Genomic DNA, 15,994 nt, shown 5'->3' with positions numbered 1-15,994 from the left:
AGTACATTTGGGACTATGTGCGGAATTGTAGGATATATTGGCCAAGATCAACCCCAAGCTCTCGACGTGGTCCTTCAGGGACTCAAGCGCCTCGAATACCGAGGTTACGATTCTGCTGGTGTGGCGCTCATAGCTAACGAGCAGCTGTATATGCGCAAAAAAGCCGGGAAGGTCAAAGACCTCGAAGCAGAGATCGCGGCTCATCCTGTGCAGCCTTCTCGGATCGGGATCGGACACACCAGGTGGGCAACCCACGGTGGTCCCACCGATGCCAATGCGCACCCGCACCTAGCCGATCATGGGGCGCTTGCACTCGTTCACAACGGCATCATTGAGAATTTTGCTGAATTAAAAGCCGAGCTAATAAGCACTGGCATCGAAATTATTTCTGATACCGATACCGAGATTGTCGCTCACCTTATTGCCTATGAGCTACATCAGTTGGGTGATCTCGAATCCGCAATGCGGGCTGTCTGCCAGCGGCTGGAAGGAGCGTTTACACTCCTGGCCATACACCAGAATGCCCCCGACCGAATCGTGGCCGCTCGCCGCAATTCTCCTCTAGTACTCGGTGTGGGCCATAACGAGATCTTCCTCAGTTCCGATGTCTCCGGCTTCATCGACTACACCAGGGATGCCGTTGAGATAGCAAATGACAGCATCGTGACGGCTACCGCCACCGGATACGAGATCACCGACTTCGACGGAGCCCCCATCACAGGAAGCGCATTCAGGGTGGAGTGGGATGCCAAAGCCGCCGAAAAAGAGGGCTTCGACTCCTTTATGGAAAAGGAAATCCACGACCAGCCCGCCGCCGTTCGCGATACTCTTCTCGGGAGGGTCGATGCCACCGGCCATATTGTTCTAGACGAACTCCATATCGACGAGAGCATTCTGCGGTCGGTGGATAAGATCATTGTCATCGCCTGTGGTACCGCCGCCTATTCTGGCCTGGTGGCGCGCTATGCCATCGAACACTGGTGCCGGATCCCTACGGAAGTGGAACTCGCCCATGAATTCCGTTATCGCGATCCCATCGTGAACGAAAAGACCCTCGTTGTGGCGGTCTCCCAGTCTGGGGAGACTATGGATACCCTCATGGCGGTTCGCCATGCCCGTGAACAAGGAGCCAAAGTGGTGGCCATCTGCAATACCCACGGATCCACAATCCCGCGAGAATCCGATGCAGTAATTTATACGCACGCCGGACCCGAAATCGCTGTGGCCTCCACGAAAGCATTCCTAGCCCAGATCACCGCTTCCTATATCCTTGGACTCTACCTTGCGCAATTGCGCGGAAATATGTTCAGCGACGAAGTAGCAGCCATTTACGGGGAACTGCGCCGCATCCCAGAGAAGATCGCACGAGTTTTAGAATCCGAGCCTGATATTCAACACCTAGGGCGCAGGCTCTCTACGGCACAATCTGTCCTCTTCCTTGGTCGCCATGTTGGCTTCCCCGTCGCCCTCGAAGGGGCTTTAAAGCTCAAGGAAATCGCCTATATTCATGCGGAAGGGTTCGCCGCGGGCGAACTCAAGCACGGCCCCATCGCCCTCGTTGAAAAAGGGCAGCCTATCTTCATGGTGGTTCCTAGCCCGAGAGGACGAGGATTACTACACGCCAAAGTGCTCTCGAGCATTCAAGAAGTTAATGCCCGCGGCGCCTATACCATCGTGATCGCCGAGGAAGGGGATGAGAAGGTGACAGAATGCGCGCACCATATTATCCGCGTTCCCACCACCCCCAGCCTCATGCAGCCATTGGTTGCAACCGTGCCCTTGCAGATCTTTGCAGCAGCCGTCGCTAAAGCCAAGGGCTATGACGTGGACCAGCCGCGCAATCTCGCAAAAAGTGTGACGGTGGAATAGGGAGCGGAAAAATTATCGGCTCTTGTTACACTCATACACTATGGGCAAAGGACGAATTCCGGAATCTGATATTCAGGCCATACGCGAACAGGCAGCGATCGAGGAGATCGTCGGCGAGTACGTCCAGCTCAAACCCGCCGGAGCCGATAGCCTCAAGGGCTTAAGCCCCTTTAAGGATGAAAAGACTCCGTCTTTTCATGTGCGCCCGCAACACGGCTATTTCCACTGCTTTTCCACAGGAAAAGGCGGAGATGTTTTTACCTTCCTCATGGAAATGGAACATATGTCCTTTCCTGAGGCAGTGGAAGCAGTGGCCGAGCACATCCATTACCGCATCAATTACCAAGGCGGAACCACAGGTGCGCCGGCCGTTGAGCCCGGCACCCGCAAACGTCTGATTGAAGCCAATCGGGCCGCTCACCGCTTCTACCGGGAACAACTTGAAACTCCCGAGGCAGAGACGGCGCGCCGTTTCCTGCTTGACCGAGGCTTTAGCAAGGATCTTATCTATACCTTCGAATGCGGCTACGCACCTGAAGGGTGGGATACCACGACCAAGCACCTGCTGAAATCCTTTAGTTTCAAAGAGTTGGAGGCGGCCGGAATTTCTACCATGGGCAAACGCGGCCCCGTGGATCGTTTCAGGCGGCGGCTAATATGGCCCATTAAATCCACCTCCAGTGATGTTATCGGCTTCGGCGCCCGCAAGCTGTTCGATGACGACACTTTGGGAAAATATATGAATACCCCTGAGACCATCTTGTATAAGAAGTCCAAGGTGCTCTTTGGTTTAGATAAAGCCAAAAAAAGTATCGCCCACAAGCATCAGTGCGTGGTCGTCGAAGGCTATACCGATGTCATGGCTATGCACGCGGCCGGCGTCGACACGGCTGTAGCGTCCTGCGGTACCGCTTTCGGCCCGGATCACCTCCAGATGATTCGGCGGCTCATGCTTGACGATAGCTATTTCCGCGGTGAATTAATCTATACCTTCGACGGCGATGAAGCCGGGAAAAAAGCCGCGGTGCGTGCCTTCGATGGGGATCAAAAATTCACCGGACAGTCCTATGTCTCCGTCGCTCCCGACGGGATGGACCCGTGCGATTTGCGGCTGGAAAAAGGCGATGCAGCTCTGCGGGATCTGGTGGCGCAGCGCCAACCAATGTTTGAATTTATCATTCGCAACCTCATCAGTGACTACCCCCTTGATTCCGCCGAAGGGCGCCTCCAAGCCCTGCGGCGCACCGTCCCTATCGTCGCTGGTATACATGACCGGGCGCTGCGAGACGAGTACGCACGGCAACTCGCCGGATGGGTGGGCTGGCCCAACGAAAGAGAGGTTCTCAACCAGGTACGAGCGGCAGCGAAATCCCCTCAACAATCCCAACCGCCTAGGCGTGCCCAACGCTTTTCTCCCAACACCGACCAGGCTCCTGCCACCCAGATGCTCAGCCACCCCGATCCTAAAGATAGTCAGCTATGGCCGGAGCGGGAAGTGTTGAAACTGGCGCTGCAATTTCCTCAGACCGCGGGGAGCTTTTTCGACGGATTGAGTGAGGAGAGCTTTGGGCACGAGACCTATAAGGTGATCGCCCGGGCCATTGCTAAGGTCGGGGGTTGTGAGCACGCTGCTGAAGATTTCATCGCCCAGGTGGCAGAAAAAATTCCTGACCTTATTGGACGCTCCGTGCTTTCGGAACTCGTAGTGGAAGAATTCCACACTGATTTTGATGATCCATCAGATCTTGATGCCTATGCTACGAAGGCCCTCTCACGCCTGCAGGAGAAGCGAGTAGGTAATCAGATTGCCATTTTGAAAAGCCAGCTGCAAAGAATGCGCCCCGACGAGGACGGTGATTCCTACCGTGATCTCTTCGCCGATTTGGTGGCCCTTGAGCAGGCCCGTCGAGAACTCATCGAGCGGATATTCTCCTAAAGAAAAAGCCCACCGAAGTGGGCTTTTTTATACCTGAGATTTCTAGGCCTTAAACGCAACAGGGATGGCAGCAACAGGGCGGAAGCCCTCAGTGTGATCACCGAAAACCTGCAATAAGCAAGCATCAGTGGAACAATCGACACCCTCACCAACAGCGGTAGCAGTCAAGGTAAAGGTAGCGGTGCCGTCGTCGGAGATCTTCACGGTGCCGCTATCGTCGCCTTTCAGCCACGCAGCGGTATTGGGGTCAGTCAAGGTGCCTGTACATAGTGGTGCAGCACCATCGGGGGTGGGAGTCTTGCAAATAGCCGTATAATAACCAGCTTCCGCGGCCAGCCCAGTGATCTCTACATCGACGAGCTCTCCCTCAGTGAGTTCGGTTGCGGAGAGAGCTACCGTGACGTTTTCTTCCCTGGGTGCGGCTTTTTCCACACTCGTGGTCATCTCGGCGGCTTCCTTATCCTCCATACCCTCGGTGCTCTTAACGGCCACCTGACCGTCTACCGCGGTATCGACTTTCTTGTCGGAATCAATATGAGAAGGAGGGGTACATGCCGCAAGGCCGAGTCCTGCAATGGTGAGGGATGAGAGGGCGACTGCGGAGAAGCGCAGGGAACGTGCCATAATCGTGTCCTTAAATGTCTTTCTAGTCATTAATCGTGGTCTACTTCAAAGATTTCGGGGTCGTTCTTACTCTTCTTCACGCCTTTGACTTCGCGCAAACGAGGCTGAGGGTCAAGCTTATTGGCAAGAGCGGAACGAGTTTTTCCGAGCGCGTATTTGGTGACGGGGGAGTTCATCGTCGCCCGGTAACCCCGCTTCATTTGTTCGTACCGGCGTCTACCGGCCTTGGTGCCAAAAATATAGCCAGCAGCGGCCCCGACGACGAATTGAAACATCTGGATAAAACTCCCTTTGCTCGGTTGAAATCTGACTTCCAACTCTACCGAAAATACCCTTGATGTGCAGCTAAGAAAAAGATCCCTGCACCATACAGGTGCAGGGATCTTTTGTGGGGCCACCGGGGCTCGAACCCGGGACCAACGGATTATGAGTCCGCGGCTCTAACCGACTGAGCTATAGCCCCAAAAAATAAAATACCAGCTAAGTACTCAGAAGAATAATTGGCAAAACTCATCTCAGATCGCGAGTAAAATTATTGGCGATGAGCTGCTAATTTGTGCCACTTTGCGGTCCTGTGTATAGTTTCAATCGTTGCCACGGAGGCGCTTTAAGTACAAAGCTTCTCAAAGCATATTCCCCCATAGCTCAATTGGCAGAGCATTCGACTGTTAATCGAAGGGTTACTGGTTCGAGTCCAGTTGGGGGAGCATAACAACCCAGGCTGATAATCAACAGTCTGGGTTTTTTCGTATGCGTTTTGCCTTGCTTCGCACATGCTCCCTTCTGGACCTTAGCTGGTGCGAATTTATTTGGTGAGCCGCGCCCAGATGCATGCAGTCCACACGCCTGCCTGCAGGGGAGTGCTATCTCCCTACGATCTACACGCGAGGAGCGAGCACTAGTGGAGGCCCTAGCAGCAGCCAGTGCAGGATCTCTGTGCTGTAGTGTGCTCAGACCGTAACGAGCTCACATTCACGCTGCTCAGGGCTATATCCGGCGCGACCTCCTCGAGTAGATCGCGGGGTTCATGTCCACAAGTTAAAAACCTGGGAGGTGTGCCTCATCTAACAACCGAGAAAATTAAAGCGGAGAATTGCACCCTACCCTTAGATCGCACGCCTCACATGCTAAAGCATGATCAGGTGAGAAAAATATAAATTCAGCTCCTGACTGCTGGCTCGCATTTATGTCAGTAGACCCCAACGAATGGACTGCTAGATTTTCCCACGGTGGAGGATGAACCACTCTTAGGATATCGCCAAAAATTTTTGTACAGTTAGTGATTGCTGTGCCATTAGATCGTCGTTGTACAAAAAGAAAGCTCGGTGCGAAGTGGCTGACGTCGACCCCTTGATTTGGAATCTCTACCAAATTTTTGACCTCATAGGGGTTGTCCTCAATGGAATCATTGGGGGCACGATTGCGCGGCAGCGGAATTTTGACTTCGTAGGTTTTGTCTTCCTAGCCCTATTTTCGGCACTCGGTGGTGGTATGATCCGTGATGTGCTCATGCAGCGCGGTACCGCTGCGGCCATCGCTGATCCCACCTACCTCCTCCTTGCCCTACTCGGCGCGGTGATTGCCCTCGTCACCGCACTCAAAGGTCGTGCGTGGGAGCTCTTCAAGGTACATGCCGATGCCATTATCCTAGGTGTCTGGGCTGTCACCGGGTGCGTGAAGGCAGTGACCTTCGATATGCCGCTTGTTTCTGCGGTATTCATGGGCGTCATAACCGCCGTGGGCGGCGGAATGATCCGAGATGTTGTCACCGGGCAAGTGCCCACAATTTTCGGCGGAGGCACACTCTATGCAGTACCTGCTTCTGCGAGTGCCGCAGCCATGGCCTTTAGTCATGCTGCAGGCCATGACGTTATCGGGATGATTATTGCGCCACTAATTGGGGCGGGTCTTGCGATTATTGCCTACTGGCGCGGATGGGTCCTCTTTAGAAGCTCCGAGTGGGCACCTGTGAATATGACGGCAGCCCAGCTGAGAGCTCTTATCAAGCGCGCGGAGCGCAAGGGGTGGAATAAAGGGCGCGGTTCTAATCCCACCTTCGAGGGGGAGTTTAAAAACACCAAGCAAGCGCGCTAAGTTAAGAATTATGTCTTCCGATTTCAGCCAGTGGCCTGTCGATACCGTGTCCGCAGCAATCATGAGCGATCCTGCGCAGCCACCTCAGCTATACGGCGATCCGCAGCATATTTTTGAGCTCGCAAGTGTGACGAAACTTCTTGCAACCTACGGCTTCCTCATCGCCTATGAAGAAGGCATTTTCGAGCTGGACGAGGAGATCTTCCCCAACAACATCACCGCGAGACACCTGCTCAGCCACGCCTCGGGAGTCGGTTTTAGCGCCTCTGACAGCGCAAAGCCACCACTGACGCGGCGCATCTACTCCTCCTACGGGTTTGAGATGCTAGCGCAGAAAGTGCAAGCAGAAGCAGAGATGAGCTTTGCCACCTACCTCGATGAAGCGATATTCCAGCCCTTAGGAATGACTGCTACTTCTTTATGGGGATCGGCAGGGCACGAGGCGCGAAGTTGTGTGCGAGATCTCCTAGCGTTCATGCAAGAGCTCACTCACCCTCAGCTACTTGCCTCTGAAACCCTAAAACAGGCGTGGACCGTCCAGTATCCACAGCTAGATGGGATTGTGCCAGGCTATGGCATGCACAAACCCTGCCCCTGGGGCTTAGGATTCGAGATCCATGGAGAAAAATCGCCGCACTGGTTGGGTCGGTCCATGCCTGCCGATATAGTGGGCCACTTTGGGCAGTCGGGCACTTTTATGTGGGTGCACCCCCGTAGCGGCAAAGGTGCGGTGGTGCTGACTGATCGCCCCTTTGGTCCGTGGGCTAAAGATCTGTGGGCTGTGGCCAACGAAGAGATCTTTAAAGCTTAACTTTAGCTTTAATACATAGGTGGTGAGCTGGGGGTTAAAGCTCGCCTTGAGAGTTGATTTGTGGCTTCATTCTGCGTTGAATCATAGGGTGATTCCTTTTGTTTATTCACAAGTTTGTTGGGGAAGACAGAACTTGTTAAACGAAAGGACACCACCATGCCCACCACCTTGAATTTTGCAGTCTTAAAAATCTGGGGGATGCCGACTCGCTGTCGCATGCGAGTCGAAGAAGCAATGGCCTCGGCATTACAGTCTGAACCTGTCGCAGCATTGCCGGGAACAGACTATTTAGACGTAGCGCAATGCACAACATGGCGAAAGTCGCGTAAAAGGGGTGCAGTAGACTGCCGTCAAGTACTTAACGCTGAAGCGAAAGAGTTCGCGGAACTAGAGTCCATGATGAAATCACTCGCCGCCGAGTTCGGATTCCTCGTCTCCCTCACGCCCGTCAACTAAGGCGCGCAGATCGGCGACTGTCTCAACCTTCGCGTAGCGTTCAAAGCTTGCCTTTAAGCCCCACTGATCTTCAATCCTAATGGCGATTTCTATAAGATCCAGCGAGCTTAAACCAAGCCCTTCCTTAAGTGTTGCCTCCGGGAGGATGCTCTCGGCATCAATTCCACTGAGGCGGGATAGTAAAGCCCGAAGCTGGGGATAGTCCTCGGACATTTCCTCAGGTTCATCGGGAGTAATCAGAGCCTGCAGTTGATCGTGGAGTGATGACATGATTGGGGGATCCTTCCAACGCGCGCTGAGAAAGAGGGAAATGTCAACTATCTCATACCGCGCTCTTGTTATTTTTTAACTATCACATCTAAGGCTACGCGCCTCATGCGGTAGTGTAATATTTATGCTCCTGAGTCAGTTAAAGAAGCGCTATCAGAGATGGCGAATCGCACAGAATACCCGGGAGCAGGAGTATCGACCACCCCAGTTCAGTACTGGCTTCAACGCCGACGGCGTCCGCTATTACTGCGAAGGGGAACCCTCAAACGACGCACCCGTGACGGTCGTATTCGTCCACGGGTATACCCTGACCGCCACCTCATGGCACTTACAGATCGCATCGCTAGCTCATCAGGTTTCCTGTGTGGCTATGGATCTGCGGGGGCACGGCAAATCAGAGGTCATCCCTGTCAGTGAATGCTCCATCGATGGAGCTGCCGATGACGTTATGCTAGTTATTGACGATGCTGAGATTACGGGGCCAATTATTCTGGTGGGCCACTCGATGGGTGGCATGGTGATTCTGAACCTCTTGCGCCGCTACCCGCAGCTGCGTTCTCGTTGCGCAGGAATTGCCCTCATTTCCACCTCAGCGAGGCCATTTGCTCATTCGGGGCTGTCACAGGTGCTCCAACTTCCTATCGTGGACGATATTCGCTCGATAGCGCGAGCCGCAGCGGAGGAGACTGACTATGTGCGCGAGGTATTGCAAACAACCCTCGTGCCGCTGTTGAGCAATTTAGCTATCGTGACGCGCTCCACGGAGGAGACACGCAAGCACCACATTAAGATGATCGATGGGACTCCAATTGAGACCTTGGTGGGCTTCCTCGACGATTTAGAAACACATGATGAGTCGGAGGCGTTGAAATATATACGGGATATCCCCACCCGTATCATGGTGGGCGATAAGGACGATTTCACCCCCGAATCGCAGTCAAGCTTCATATTGTCCCAATTAACCAAGGGCCGCCTGGTGGTGGTGCCTGATGTGGGACATATGCTACCCATGGAGAATCCCGGGATCGTCAACGCCGAGATCGCCGACCTCATTGCACAAGTGATAGAGGATAATCATCACAGTCGTAACCGCTAGAAAAAGAGGGCTTCTCTTTCCGGTTAGGAAAAAGAAGCCCTCTAATTTTTATCTAGGACCTAGGCCTTTGTTGGATCCGTGATGTGGAATCGCTGAGCGGCCTCGGCGGCAACGGAGATATCAAGTTGACCGTCGCGCGCGAGAGCACTGAGAGCAGCAACCACAACAGATTCAGCATCGATATTGAAGAAGCGACGGGCTGCTTCGCGAGTATCGGAGAAGCCGAAACCATCGGCACCTAAGGTGGTGTAATCACCGGGGACGAAAGCACGAATTTGCTCCTGCAAATCGGTGGCGAAATCCGAGACTGCAATATACGGGCCTCGAGCCTTCTTCAACTGGCGTGTCGCAAATGCTTCCTCGATGGTCTTTTCGGGGTGGCGTAACTGCTCCCTCGACTTAGCGTGACCCTCGCGAGCAAGCTCGACCCACGAGGTGACAGAGAAGATATTGGCGGCTACATCATAATCATTAGCCAAAATCTCCTGGGCCCTGATGGCCTGCTGCATCCCGATACCAGAAGCAAGGAGAGAAACCTCGTGCGACTGTGTCTCCTCGGCCTTCTTCCACAGGTACATGCCCTTGTGGAGACCCTCGATATCAAGATCCTCGGGCTCCGCTGGCTGCGTGATGGGCTCATTGTAGATGGTGAGATAGTACATGACATTCTCACCGCGGCCTGGACCGTACATACGGTCAATACCTTCGTGGAGCAGGTGGGCAACCTCGTAGGCAAAGGCGGGATCGTAGGACACTACTGCCGGGTTGGTAGAGGCCAGAATCTGGGAATGGCCATCCATATGCTGCAGGCCTTCACCCGTGAGCGTGGTGCGCCCAGCGGTGGCGCCTAAGATGAAGCCTCGAGCCATTTGGTCGCCGGCAGCCCAGAATGAATCGCCGGTGCGCTGGAAGCCGAACATCGAGTAGAAGATATACAGCGGGATCATGGCCTCGCCGTGGGTGGCATAGGAGGTACCGGCAGCCATAAAGGCGGCAGCCGATCCCGCCTCATTAATACCCTCGTGCATGATCTGACCATCCTTGCTCTCCTTATAGGAGAGCATCAGATCGTGATCGACGGGCACGTAGTTTTGACCATGAGGATTATAAATACCCATGGTGGGGAACCAGGAGTCCATACCGAAGGTACGAGCCTCATCGGGGATGATAGGCACCACGCGTCGGCCGAGATCCTTATCGCGCATGAGTTCCTTGAAGGCACGGACGACCGCCATGGTGGTAGCAACTTGCTGCTTCCCGGAACCCTTGCGGAGGCTGCGCATCTTCTCAATAGGCGGCACCTGGATGGGGGTATAGTCCACGCGGCGCTCGGGGAGATACCCGCCGAGTTCCTTACGGCGCTCGATCATATATTTGATCTCTTCGGAATCTGGACCCGGGTGATAATACGGAGGCAGATAAGGATCCTTTTCCAAAACCTCATCGCTAATGGGGATTTCCATCTTATCGCGGAAGACTTTGAGATCCTCGAGAGTAATCTTCTTCATCTGGTGGGTCGCATTGCGGCCCTCGAAGTTATGGCCTAAGCCGTAGCCCTTGATGGTATGCGCGAGGATAACCGTGGGGCGATCCTTGACTTCCATCGCGCGCTTATACGCGGCATAAACCTTACGGTAATCGTGTCCACCACGAGGCAGGCGCCAGATCTCATCATCAGTCCAATCCTCGACTAGCTTGGCGGTACGCTCATCCCTATTAAAGAAGTGCTCGCGCACATAGGCGCCGTCATTGGCCTTATAGGTCTGGAAATCGCCATCGGGGGTGGTATTCATCAATTCCACCAGGGCGCCATCCTTGTCGGCGTCGAAAAGTTTATCCCACTCACGACCCCAAATAACCTTAATAACCGACCAGCCAGCGCCGCGGAAGAATGACTCGAGCTCTTGAATGATCTTGGTATTACCACGCACAGGACCATCGAGACGCTGCAGGTTGCAGTTAATAACAAAGGTCAAGTTATCGAGATTATTCAAAGCGGCTAGCTGAATGAGGCCACGCGACTCGGGCTCGTCCATTTCGCCATCACCAAGGAAGGCCCAGACATGCTGCTGCGAGGTATCTTTAATACCGCGGTTGTGCAGGTAACGGTTGAAGCGAGCCTGATAGATCGCATCCATAGGGCCCAAACCCATAGACACCGTGGGGAATTCCCAGAAATCGGTCATTCCGTGCGGGTGTGGATAGGAAGGTATACCACCCTGCGGGCGGGATACTTCTTGGCGGAATCCATCAAGATCATCCTCGGATAGGCGACCTTCAAGGTAGGCGCGGGCATAGATACCAGGAGATGCATGTCCCTGGAAGAAGATATGATCGCCGCCACCTGGGTGATCTTTACCCCTAAAGAAATGGTTAAAGCCAACCTCGTAGAGGGGAGCGGCACCAGCATAGGTGGAGATATGGCCACCAACACCGATACCAGGGCGCTGCGCGCGGTGAACCATCACTGCGGCATTCCATCGCATCCACCGCCGGTAGCGCTTTTCAATACTCTCATCGCCGGGAAATTCCGGCTCCATGGTGGTAGGAATGGTATTGACATAATCGGTCGAGGTCATCGGCGGCAGTGGGACGCGCTTCGCCGAGGCGCGCTCGAGTAGTCGTAGCATGATAAAACGAGCACGCTCCGGACTGGAATCGGCGAGCATGCCGTCGAGTGATTCCATCCATTCGCGAGTCTCTTCAGGATCAACGTCGTTTAAGTAACTGGCCACGCCGTCACGGATCATGGCGAAATTGGTGTCTTCTGTGTGCTTACCGTTTACTGGTTCAGCCATTCCACACCTCCAAGGGGGGGTAATTGGGGTTAGTAAAAAATATGTAGTTATCAGATTGCCCAAACTCACAGCGAACGTGAGAGCGCGCAGCTTCAGGGGGAGGAAAAGACCCCGAAAGAGTGGGTGCAACTCCCCTCATAGTCTATAGACAGACTACGTTAACTTTTTACTTTACGTGCCTTGCCACCATTTTAGGTAGTGCCGCCCCTTTCGCCTTGATGCACCTTTATGGCCCTGTGGTGGATAACTAGGAAAAGCATTTATGTCATGCCCCTCACCACATGGGGGTAAAGGGGAGGAAGCGGCCGAGGATTGAAGGTGTAGAAAAGCAGGAATGCTTGTATTCTGGTCTTCTGATGAACGCTGAAGATTTGAATCAGAATACTCCTACCACCGGCACCGAGCGTCTCGGCTTCAAACCCGGGATGGTAGTCCAAGAAATAGGTTGGGACGAAGACTGCGACACAACCATCAGTGAAGCAGTCGAAGACGTCATTGGCTCCGAGCTTATCGACGAAGACTCGATTGAACCCTGCGATGCCGTCCTTTTGTGGTGGCGCAGCGAAGACGGCGACCTTGTCGATACCCTCGTCGACACCATTCGAGTCCTCGATGAGGGAGGCTGTATTTGGCTTTTAACCCCAGGAACTGGGCAACTAGGCGCTCTCGAGCCGGGAATCATCTCCGAAGCAGCACAGCTTGCCGGGCTCGTACAAACTAAGGCGGAGCGCCTTAGCCAATGGCAAGGGTCCTGCCTGGTGCCAGGTGGAGTCAAGCACAGTTAAAGCGGTAGCAGCGCTCGTTAAAAAGAACTGTGTTAACGTGTATAAGCTGCTGTTTTGTATAACCTAAAGATTTACTGTTAGAGTAACTACTCGTTGCAGTACGCAAGACGTACTCAGCGAGTATAAGCGCCTTTAGCTCAGCTGGGAGAGCAGCTGGTTTACACCCAGCAGGTCGGCGGTTCGAGCCCGTCAGGGCGCACCAAGAGAAAAGATCAGCAGCCATGTTTCTAGGTATCACCTTAGGCATGGCTGCTGATCGTTTATGCGGTGACCCCCCTAATGCGTACCACCCGGTAGCTATCTTTGGCCGGTATGCAATATGGGTTGAAAAGAGAATTTATCAACCCACCCGCACAGCTGGGGCCGCCTATGTGGCACTCACCGTTATCCCTCCAGTAGTTTCAACTATAGCTATCAGTAGAATGCTGCCCCCACGCGGACGCGATTTTCTCCTAGGACTTAGCCTTTTTTCCTCACTCGGTGGCACCACCTTAGAGAGAATTGGGGATAGAATGGCATCCGCGCTCGAAGCTGGGGATGATGAGCACGCCCGCTCCTATATCCCTTGGTTATGTTCGCGCGACCCTGAGCTACTCAACCGCGCCGAGATGGCCCGTGCTACCACGGAATCATTGGCGGAAAATACCTCTGATTCTGCGATAGCCCCGCTGTGCTGGGCACTTTGTGGCCCAGCGGGAGTGGTTTTTCATCGCACTATTAATACTCTCGACGCCATGGTGGGGTATAAAAACCCCCGCTATCAAGAATTTGGGTGGGCAGCGGCACAGCTCGATGATATAGCCGCATATATCCCGGCCCGGGTGACAACCTTCTTCCACCTCATCTATGCGCTTAGGGCGGGTCGATTGCCCGAGGGAATACGAGCGCTACGTACCCAGGCCCCCTATCATCCCAGCCCTAATGCAGGGCCCGTGGAAGCCACCGCTGCCGCCGCGCTAGGAATACAACTCGGAGGTCCAACGCACTACCACCATGGGGTGGAAATGCGACCCATTCTAGGTTTCGGCCAACCCCCAGATGTGCCAGCAATTAAGAGGGCCATTAAGCTCTCCCGCTTTACCCAATGGGGTACGTATTTTGCCATCGCGCTCCCGCTCATATGGCGAGCACATAAAGCGCGCTCAACCCCTTAAAGCGCCGATACCCCCCCACGTGTTGCTGGGATTGTCAGTAATCGCGCTGGTAGTAGTTGCGCTTCTGGTCACCGTAGCGAGAGCGCATCTTTCTATCAATTGCGTCCTCTAAGCTTGACTCTTGGTTCTTCTCTATGGTGTCTTCAGCCGGTATATCTGTACCGAGCGGGTCGGGGCCACGAGGGTGATCGCTTGCCAATTGGGCCATCTGCTCTTCTTCCTCGCGTGCCCGCCTGCGCTCTTTTGATTCCGTGAGAATGAAATATCCCAGACCCAATGGGGCCATCACCCCAAAGGCGATCCACTGGAAACCGTAGGAGAGATGATTACCTCGATCCAGCTTAGGGATGGGTATGGTTTGTAATCCACCGGGCTGATCTTCAGCTAATTGCGCGTAATCTCGCCCCAGATCAGCCCCGGTAAGCTCAGCGATCTGTGCAGTATTAATGCCGTAGACCTGGATAGGTTGAGTCGAGGTCATAGGCTGAGTCGAGGGCACAGATTCATTGGTGCGAGCATGAGCAATAATCGTGGTTTCTCCGGTGGGTGCCGGCGGGATGACTGTGGTTGATCCGGCCTTTGATGGGATAAAACCTCGATTGATGAGGATTGTTGGACCGGAGTCGAGCTGAAAAGGGGTCAGTGAGTGGTACGCAGGGGTGCCACCTACGGGCCGCAGCCGTAGGGTTACCGCCTGATCGGGGAGATAATGCCCGGTTAGACTGACCCGCATCCATTCTTGATCATTGGTAATTGCCCCCGAGGCATCGAAGATTTCTTCATAAGGCTGCGGAGCCTCTTTGAAGGCTTGTTCAATATGGGCATTGCGGGAGACGATCATGGCGTCTTTGTTTAACTGCCATGGGGACAAAATAGTAAAAGCCGCATAGGAAAATGCCACGACCAGGAGAGTGGTGATAACCCAGCCGGGGCTAAGAAATGCTTTAACGCCAGTGGTGGTGGGACGAGAACGCATCATGATCTACTCGTCGAGATCAAGTTCGTGACGCAAGAAATTCAAGATACCTGGAACAGCCCGTTCAATCTGCACCCGGGCCACCTCAAAATCCGAAGGATAACCATAATAGGGGTCCTCCACCTCGAGGGAATCCGCATCGGGATCAAAGCTGCGCAGGAGGCGTACTCGAGAGGGATTCACTCCGTAGTTTTTGAGGAAATCCACATGGGATTGATCCATCGCTATGATGAGATCGGCGTTCTCGAAGTCCTCGCCAAACTGTTGGGCGCGATGCTGCGAGCCGTCATATCCAGCCTTGTTCAGTTCGGCGACTGCACGTTTATCGGCGCCCTGGCCGATATGCCAGCCGCCGGTGCCGCAGGAGTCCACGCGAACGAGATCTTTAAAGTTCGCTGTGGTTATCGCATCGTTTAAGATCACGTCGCCCATGGGGGAGCGGCAGATATTCCCCGTGCACAGCACAGTGATGTGATAACTCATAGTAATCCTTTCAAATCAGCAGGTCTGGTTAACTTATAGCGGGCCTGCTCCCACTCGTGAGCGCTCCCATAGCCCCACGTCGCGGCCGCAGCGGGAATCCCATTGAGCCGAGCGCCAAGAATATCGTGGTCCCGATCGCCAATCATAAGCGTGGTCTCTTCCGGTCGCGATTTAGCAAGAGCCTGGGCAATGACCTTTTCTTTGGAATCACGCTCTGGGGTGGAGCCAATAATCGCTGCAAAATAATCGGCGAGGCCATGAATCTGCAGAAATTTTTCAGCCGTGGCCTGAGGTTTATTAGTCGCCGTGACCAGCACATGCCCCTTATTTAGCGCAACCTCGAGCACGTCGATGATGCCAGGGTATACCGACGCGTGTTGGATGCCGGAGTCGAGATAATAGCCCCGAAACCGCCCTACGGCCTCATCGCCTAAACCGATACGGGCAAAACTGACATTAATCTGTGGTCCGAGGAGATCCTGAAACCACTGCTCATCAGGGTCTGGAACCCCCAGATCATTAAGGGCACGCCGCACGCTGTGGATAATCCCAGGTGCGGAGTCGATGAGTGTTCCGTCGACGTCGAAGATCAGCAGGGCCATACGCTCTATAGTGCCACAGATTTTTCTCCTACTATTAAAG

The 15,994-nt window shown here is 54.0% G+C and carries 15 protein-coding genes and 3 tRNA genes; 10 read left to right on the top strand and 8 right to left on the bottom strand.

Annotation, left to right across the window (positions count from 1 at the left end):
* The first annotated feature begins 15 nt into the window (after window positions 1–15).
* Together glmS and dnaG are read left to right on the top strand one after the other, a co-directional pair.
* On the top strand, window positions 16–1,869 hold the full coding sequence (glmS, locus tag NXS13_RS07980) for a glutamine--fructose-6-phosphate transaminase (isomerizing) (protein WP_259079965.1): 1,854 nt from the start codon (window positions 16–18) through the stop codon (window positions 1,867–1,869).
* A 40-nt stretch (window positions 1,870–1,909) separates the two neighbouring features.
* Window positions 1,910–3,805 (top strand): DNA primase, encoded by a 1,896-nt coding sequence (gene dnaG / locus NXS13_RS07975; RefSeq protein WP_259079966.1) that lies wholly within the window; start codon window positions 1,910–1,912, stop codon window positions 3,803–3,805.
* Window positions 3,806–3,847: 42 nt separating this feature from the next.
* On the opposite strand, the gene NXS13_RS07970 is transcribed toward dnaG, so the two are convergent.
* The 3 genes from NXS13_RS07970 to NXS13_RS07960 form a co-directional block, all read right to left on the bottom strand.
* Window positions 3,848–4,459, bottom strand: a complete 612-nt coding sequence (locus NXS13_RS07970) for a thiamine biosynthesis protein (protein WP_259158694.1) — start codon at window positions 4,457–4,459, stop codon at window positions 3,848–3,850.
* The gene (locus tag NXS13_RS07965) at window positions 4,459–4,704 is read right to left on the bottom strand and encodes a hypothetical protein (RefSeq protein WP_259079970.1); all 246 of its coding nucleotides are present in this window, start codon (window positions 4,702–4,704) and stop codon (window positions 4,459–4,461) included. The genes NXS13_RS07970 and NXS13_RS07965 overlap by 1 nt, the downstream gene beginning before the upstream one ends.
* Before the next feature lie 114 nt (window positions 4,705–4,818).
* Window positions 4,819–4,892, bottom strand: a tRNA-Ile gene (locus NXS13_RS07960).
* 171 nt (window positions 4,893–5,063) lie between these two features.
* Here NXS13_RS07960 and NXS13_RS07955 point away from each other — a divergent pair.
* The 4 genes from NXS13_RS07955 to NXS13_RS07940 all read left to right on the top strand — a co-directional run bounded on the left by NXS13_RS07955 (window position 5,064) and on the right by NXS13_RS07940 (window position 7,790).
* Window positions 5,064–5,136 (top strand) — tRNA-Asn (locus tag NXS13_RS07955).
* A 625-nt stretch (window positions 5,137–5,761) separates the two neighbouring features.
* Window positions 5,762–6,523, top strand: coding sequence for a trimeric intracellular cation channel family protein (locus NXS13_RS07950; RefSeq protein WP_259079971.1), 762 nt, complete (start codon window positions 5,762–5,764; stop codon window positions 6,521–6,523).
* 10 nt (window positions 6,524–6,533) lie between these two features.
* The gene (locus NXS13_RS07945; protein WP_396124964.1) at window positions 6,534–7,334 is read left to right on the top strand and encodes a serine hydrolase domain-containing protein; all 801 of its coding nucleotides are present in this window, start codon (window positions 6,534–6,536) and stop codon (window positions 7,332–7,334) included.
* Window positions 7,335–7,490: 156 nt separating this feature from the next.
* Window positions 7,491–7,790 (top strand): hypothetical protein, encoded by a 300-nt coding sequence (locus NXS13_RS07940; protein WP_259079973.1) that lies wholly within the window; start codon window positions 7,491–7,493, stop codon window positions 7,788–7,790.
* Here the strand turns inward: NXS13_RS07940 and NXS13_RS07935 are convergent.
* Complete coding sequence (locus NXS13_RS07935; protein ID WP_259289598.1) at window positions 7,740–8,060, bottom strand: acyl carrier protein; 321 nt, start codon at window positions 8,058–8,060, stop codon at window positions 7,740–7,742. The genes NXS13_RS07940 and NXS13_RS07935 overlap by 51 nt on opposite strands.
* Before the next feature lie 124 nt (window positions 8,061–8,184).
* Here NXS13_RS07935 and NXS13_RS07930 point away from each other — a divergent pair, with 124 nt between their 5' ends.
* Window positions 8,185–9,156 (top strand): alpha/beta fold hydrolase, encoded by a 972-nt coding sequence (locus NXS13_RS07930; protein WP_259289597.1) that lies wholly within the window; start codon window positions 8,185–8,187, stop codon window positions 9,154–9,156.
* Between the two features lie 59 nt (window positions 9,157–9,215).
* Here the strand turns inward: NXS13_RS07930 and aceE are convergent, their stop codons facing one another.
* The gene (gene aceE, locus NXS13_RS07925; protein WP_259289596.1) at window positions 9,216–11,954 is read right to left on the bottom strand and encodes a pyruvate dehydrogenase (acetyl-transferring), homodimeric type; all 2,739 of its coding nucleotides are present in this window, start codon (window positions 11,952–11,954) and stop codon (window positions 9,216–9,218) included.
* Between the two features lie 356 nt (window positions 11,955–12,310).
* On the opposite strand from aceE, the gene NXS13_RS07920 reads away from it, so the two are divergent.
* From NXS13_RS07920 to cbiB, 3 genes are all read left to right on the top strand, one after another.
* On the top strand, window positions 12,311–12,739 hold the full coding sequence (locus tag NXS13_RS07920; protein WP_259079989.1) for a DUF3052 domain-containing protein: 429 nt from the start codon (window positions 12,311–12,313) through the stop codon (window positions 12,737–12,739).
* Between the two features lie 126 nt (window positions 12,740–12,865).
* A tRNA-Val gene (locus tag NXS13_RS07915) sits at window positions 12,866–12,941 on the top strand.
* A 19-nt stretch (window positions 12,942–12,960) separates the two neighbouring features.
* On the top strand, window positions 12,961–13,893 hold the full coding sequence (cbiB, locus tag NXS13_RS07910; RefSeq protein ID WP_259289595.1) for an adenosylcobinamide-phosphate synthase CbiB: 933 nt from the start codon (window positions 12,961–12,963) through the stop codon (window positions 13,891–13,893).
* Between the two features lie 34 nt (window positions 13,894–13,927).
* Here cbiB and NXS13_RS07905 read toward each other — a convergent pair whose 3' ends face one another.
* Genes NXS13_RS07905 through NXS13_RS07895 form a run of 3 tightly spaced genes read right to left on the bottom strand, consistent with a single transcriptional unit; the run spans window position 13,928 to window position 15,954 of the window.
* Window positions 13,928–14,872, bottom strand: a complete 945-nt coding sequence (locus NXS13_RS07905) for an SURF1 family protein (RefSeq protein WP_259289594.1) — start codon at window positions 14,870–14,872, stop codon at window positions 13,928–13,930.
* A gap of 3 nt (window positions 14,873–14,875) precedes the next feature.
* Window positions 14,876–15,352, bottom strand: coding sequence for a low molecular weight protein-tyrosine-phosphatase (locus NXS13_RS07900; protein ID WP_259080002.1), 477 nt, complete (start codon window positions 15,350–15,352; stop codon window positions 14,876–14,878).
* Window positions 15,349–15,954: an HAD-IA family hydrolase gene (locus NXS13_RS07895; protein WP_259289593.1), complete on the bottom strand. Its 606-nt coding sequence runs from the start codon at window positions 15,952–15,954 to the stop codon at window positions 15,349–15,351. The genes NXS13_RS07900 and NXS13_RS07895 overlap by 4 nt, the downstream gene beginning before the upstream one ends.
* Window positions 15,955–15,994: the final 40 nt, after the last annotated feature.

It is taken from the genome of Corynebacterium sp. ES2730-CONJ, assembly GCF_024834055.1.
Classification (GTDB): Bacteria; Actinomycetota; Actinomycetes; order Mycobacteriales; family Mycobacteriaceae; genus Corynebacterium.
The sequence above is the reverse complement of the archived record's forward strand: the minus strand, read 5'-3'. Positions and strand labels throughout refer to the sequence as shown.

Bases quoted from the DNA above. Each gene is read 5' to 3' on its own strand.
- NXS13_RS07895 (WP_259289593.1), bottom strand. From the start codon at position 15,954: ATGGCCCTGCTGATCTTCGACGTCGACGGAACACTCATCGACTCCGCA.
- aceE (WP_259289596.1), bottom strand. From the start codon at position 11,954: ATGGCTGAACCAGTAAACGGTAAGCACACAGAAGACACCAATTTCGCC.
- NXS13_RS07920 (WP_259079989.1), top strand. From the start codon at position 12,311: ATGAACGCTGAAGATTTGAATCAGAATACTCCTACCACCGGCACCGAG.
- NXS13_RS07965 (WP_259079970.1), bottom strand. From the start codon at position 4,704: ATGTTTCAATTCGTCGTCGGGGCCGCTGCTGGCTATATTTTTGGCACC.
- NXS13_RS07900 (WP_259080002.1), bottom strand. From the start codon at position 15,352: ATGAGTTATCACATCACTGTGCTGTGCACGGGGAATATCTGCCGCTCC.
- dnaG (WP_259079966.1), top strand. From the start codon at position 1,910: ATGGGCAAAGGACGAATTCCGGAATCTGATATTCAGGCCATACGCGAA.
- NXS13_RS07930 (WP_259289597.1), top strand. From the start codon at position 8,185: ATGCTCCTGAGTCAGTTAAAGAAGCGCTATCAGAGATGGCGAATCGCA.
- cbiB (WP_259289595.1), top strand. From the start codon at position 12,961: ATGTTTCTAGGTATCACCTTAGGCATGGCTGCTGATCGTTTATGCGGT.
- NXS13_RS07940 (WP_259079973.1), top strand. From the start codon at position 7,491: ATGCCCACCACCTTGAATTTTGCAGTCTTAAAAATCTGGGGGATGCCG.
- NXS13_RS07935 (WP_259289598.1), bottom strand. From the start codon at position 8,060: ATGTCATCACTCCACGATCAACTGCAGGCTCTGATTACTCCCGATGAA.
- glmS (WP_259079965.1), top strand. From the start codon at position 16: ATGTGCGGAATTGTAGGATATATTGGCCAAGATCAACCCCAAGCTCTC.
- NXS13_RS07945 (WP_396124964.1), top strand. From the start codon at position 6,534: ATGTCTTCCGATTTCAGCCAGTGGCCTGTCGATACCGTGTCCGCAGCA.
- NXS13_RS07905 (WP_259289594.1), bottom strand. From the start codon at position 14,872: ATGATGCGTTCTCGTCCCACCACCACTGGCGTTAAAGCATTTCTTAGC.
- NXS13_RS07970 (WP_259158694.1), bottom strand. From the start codon at position 4,459: ATGACTAGAAAGACATTTAAGGACACGATTATGGCACGTTCCCTGCGC.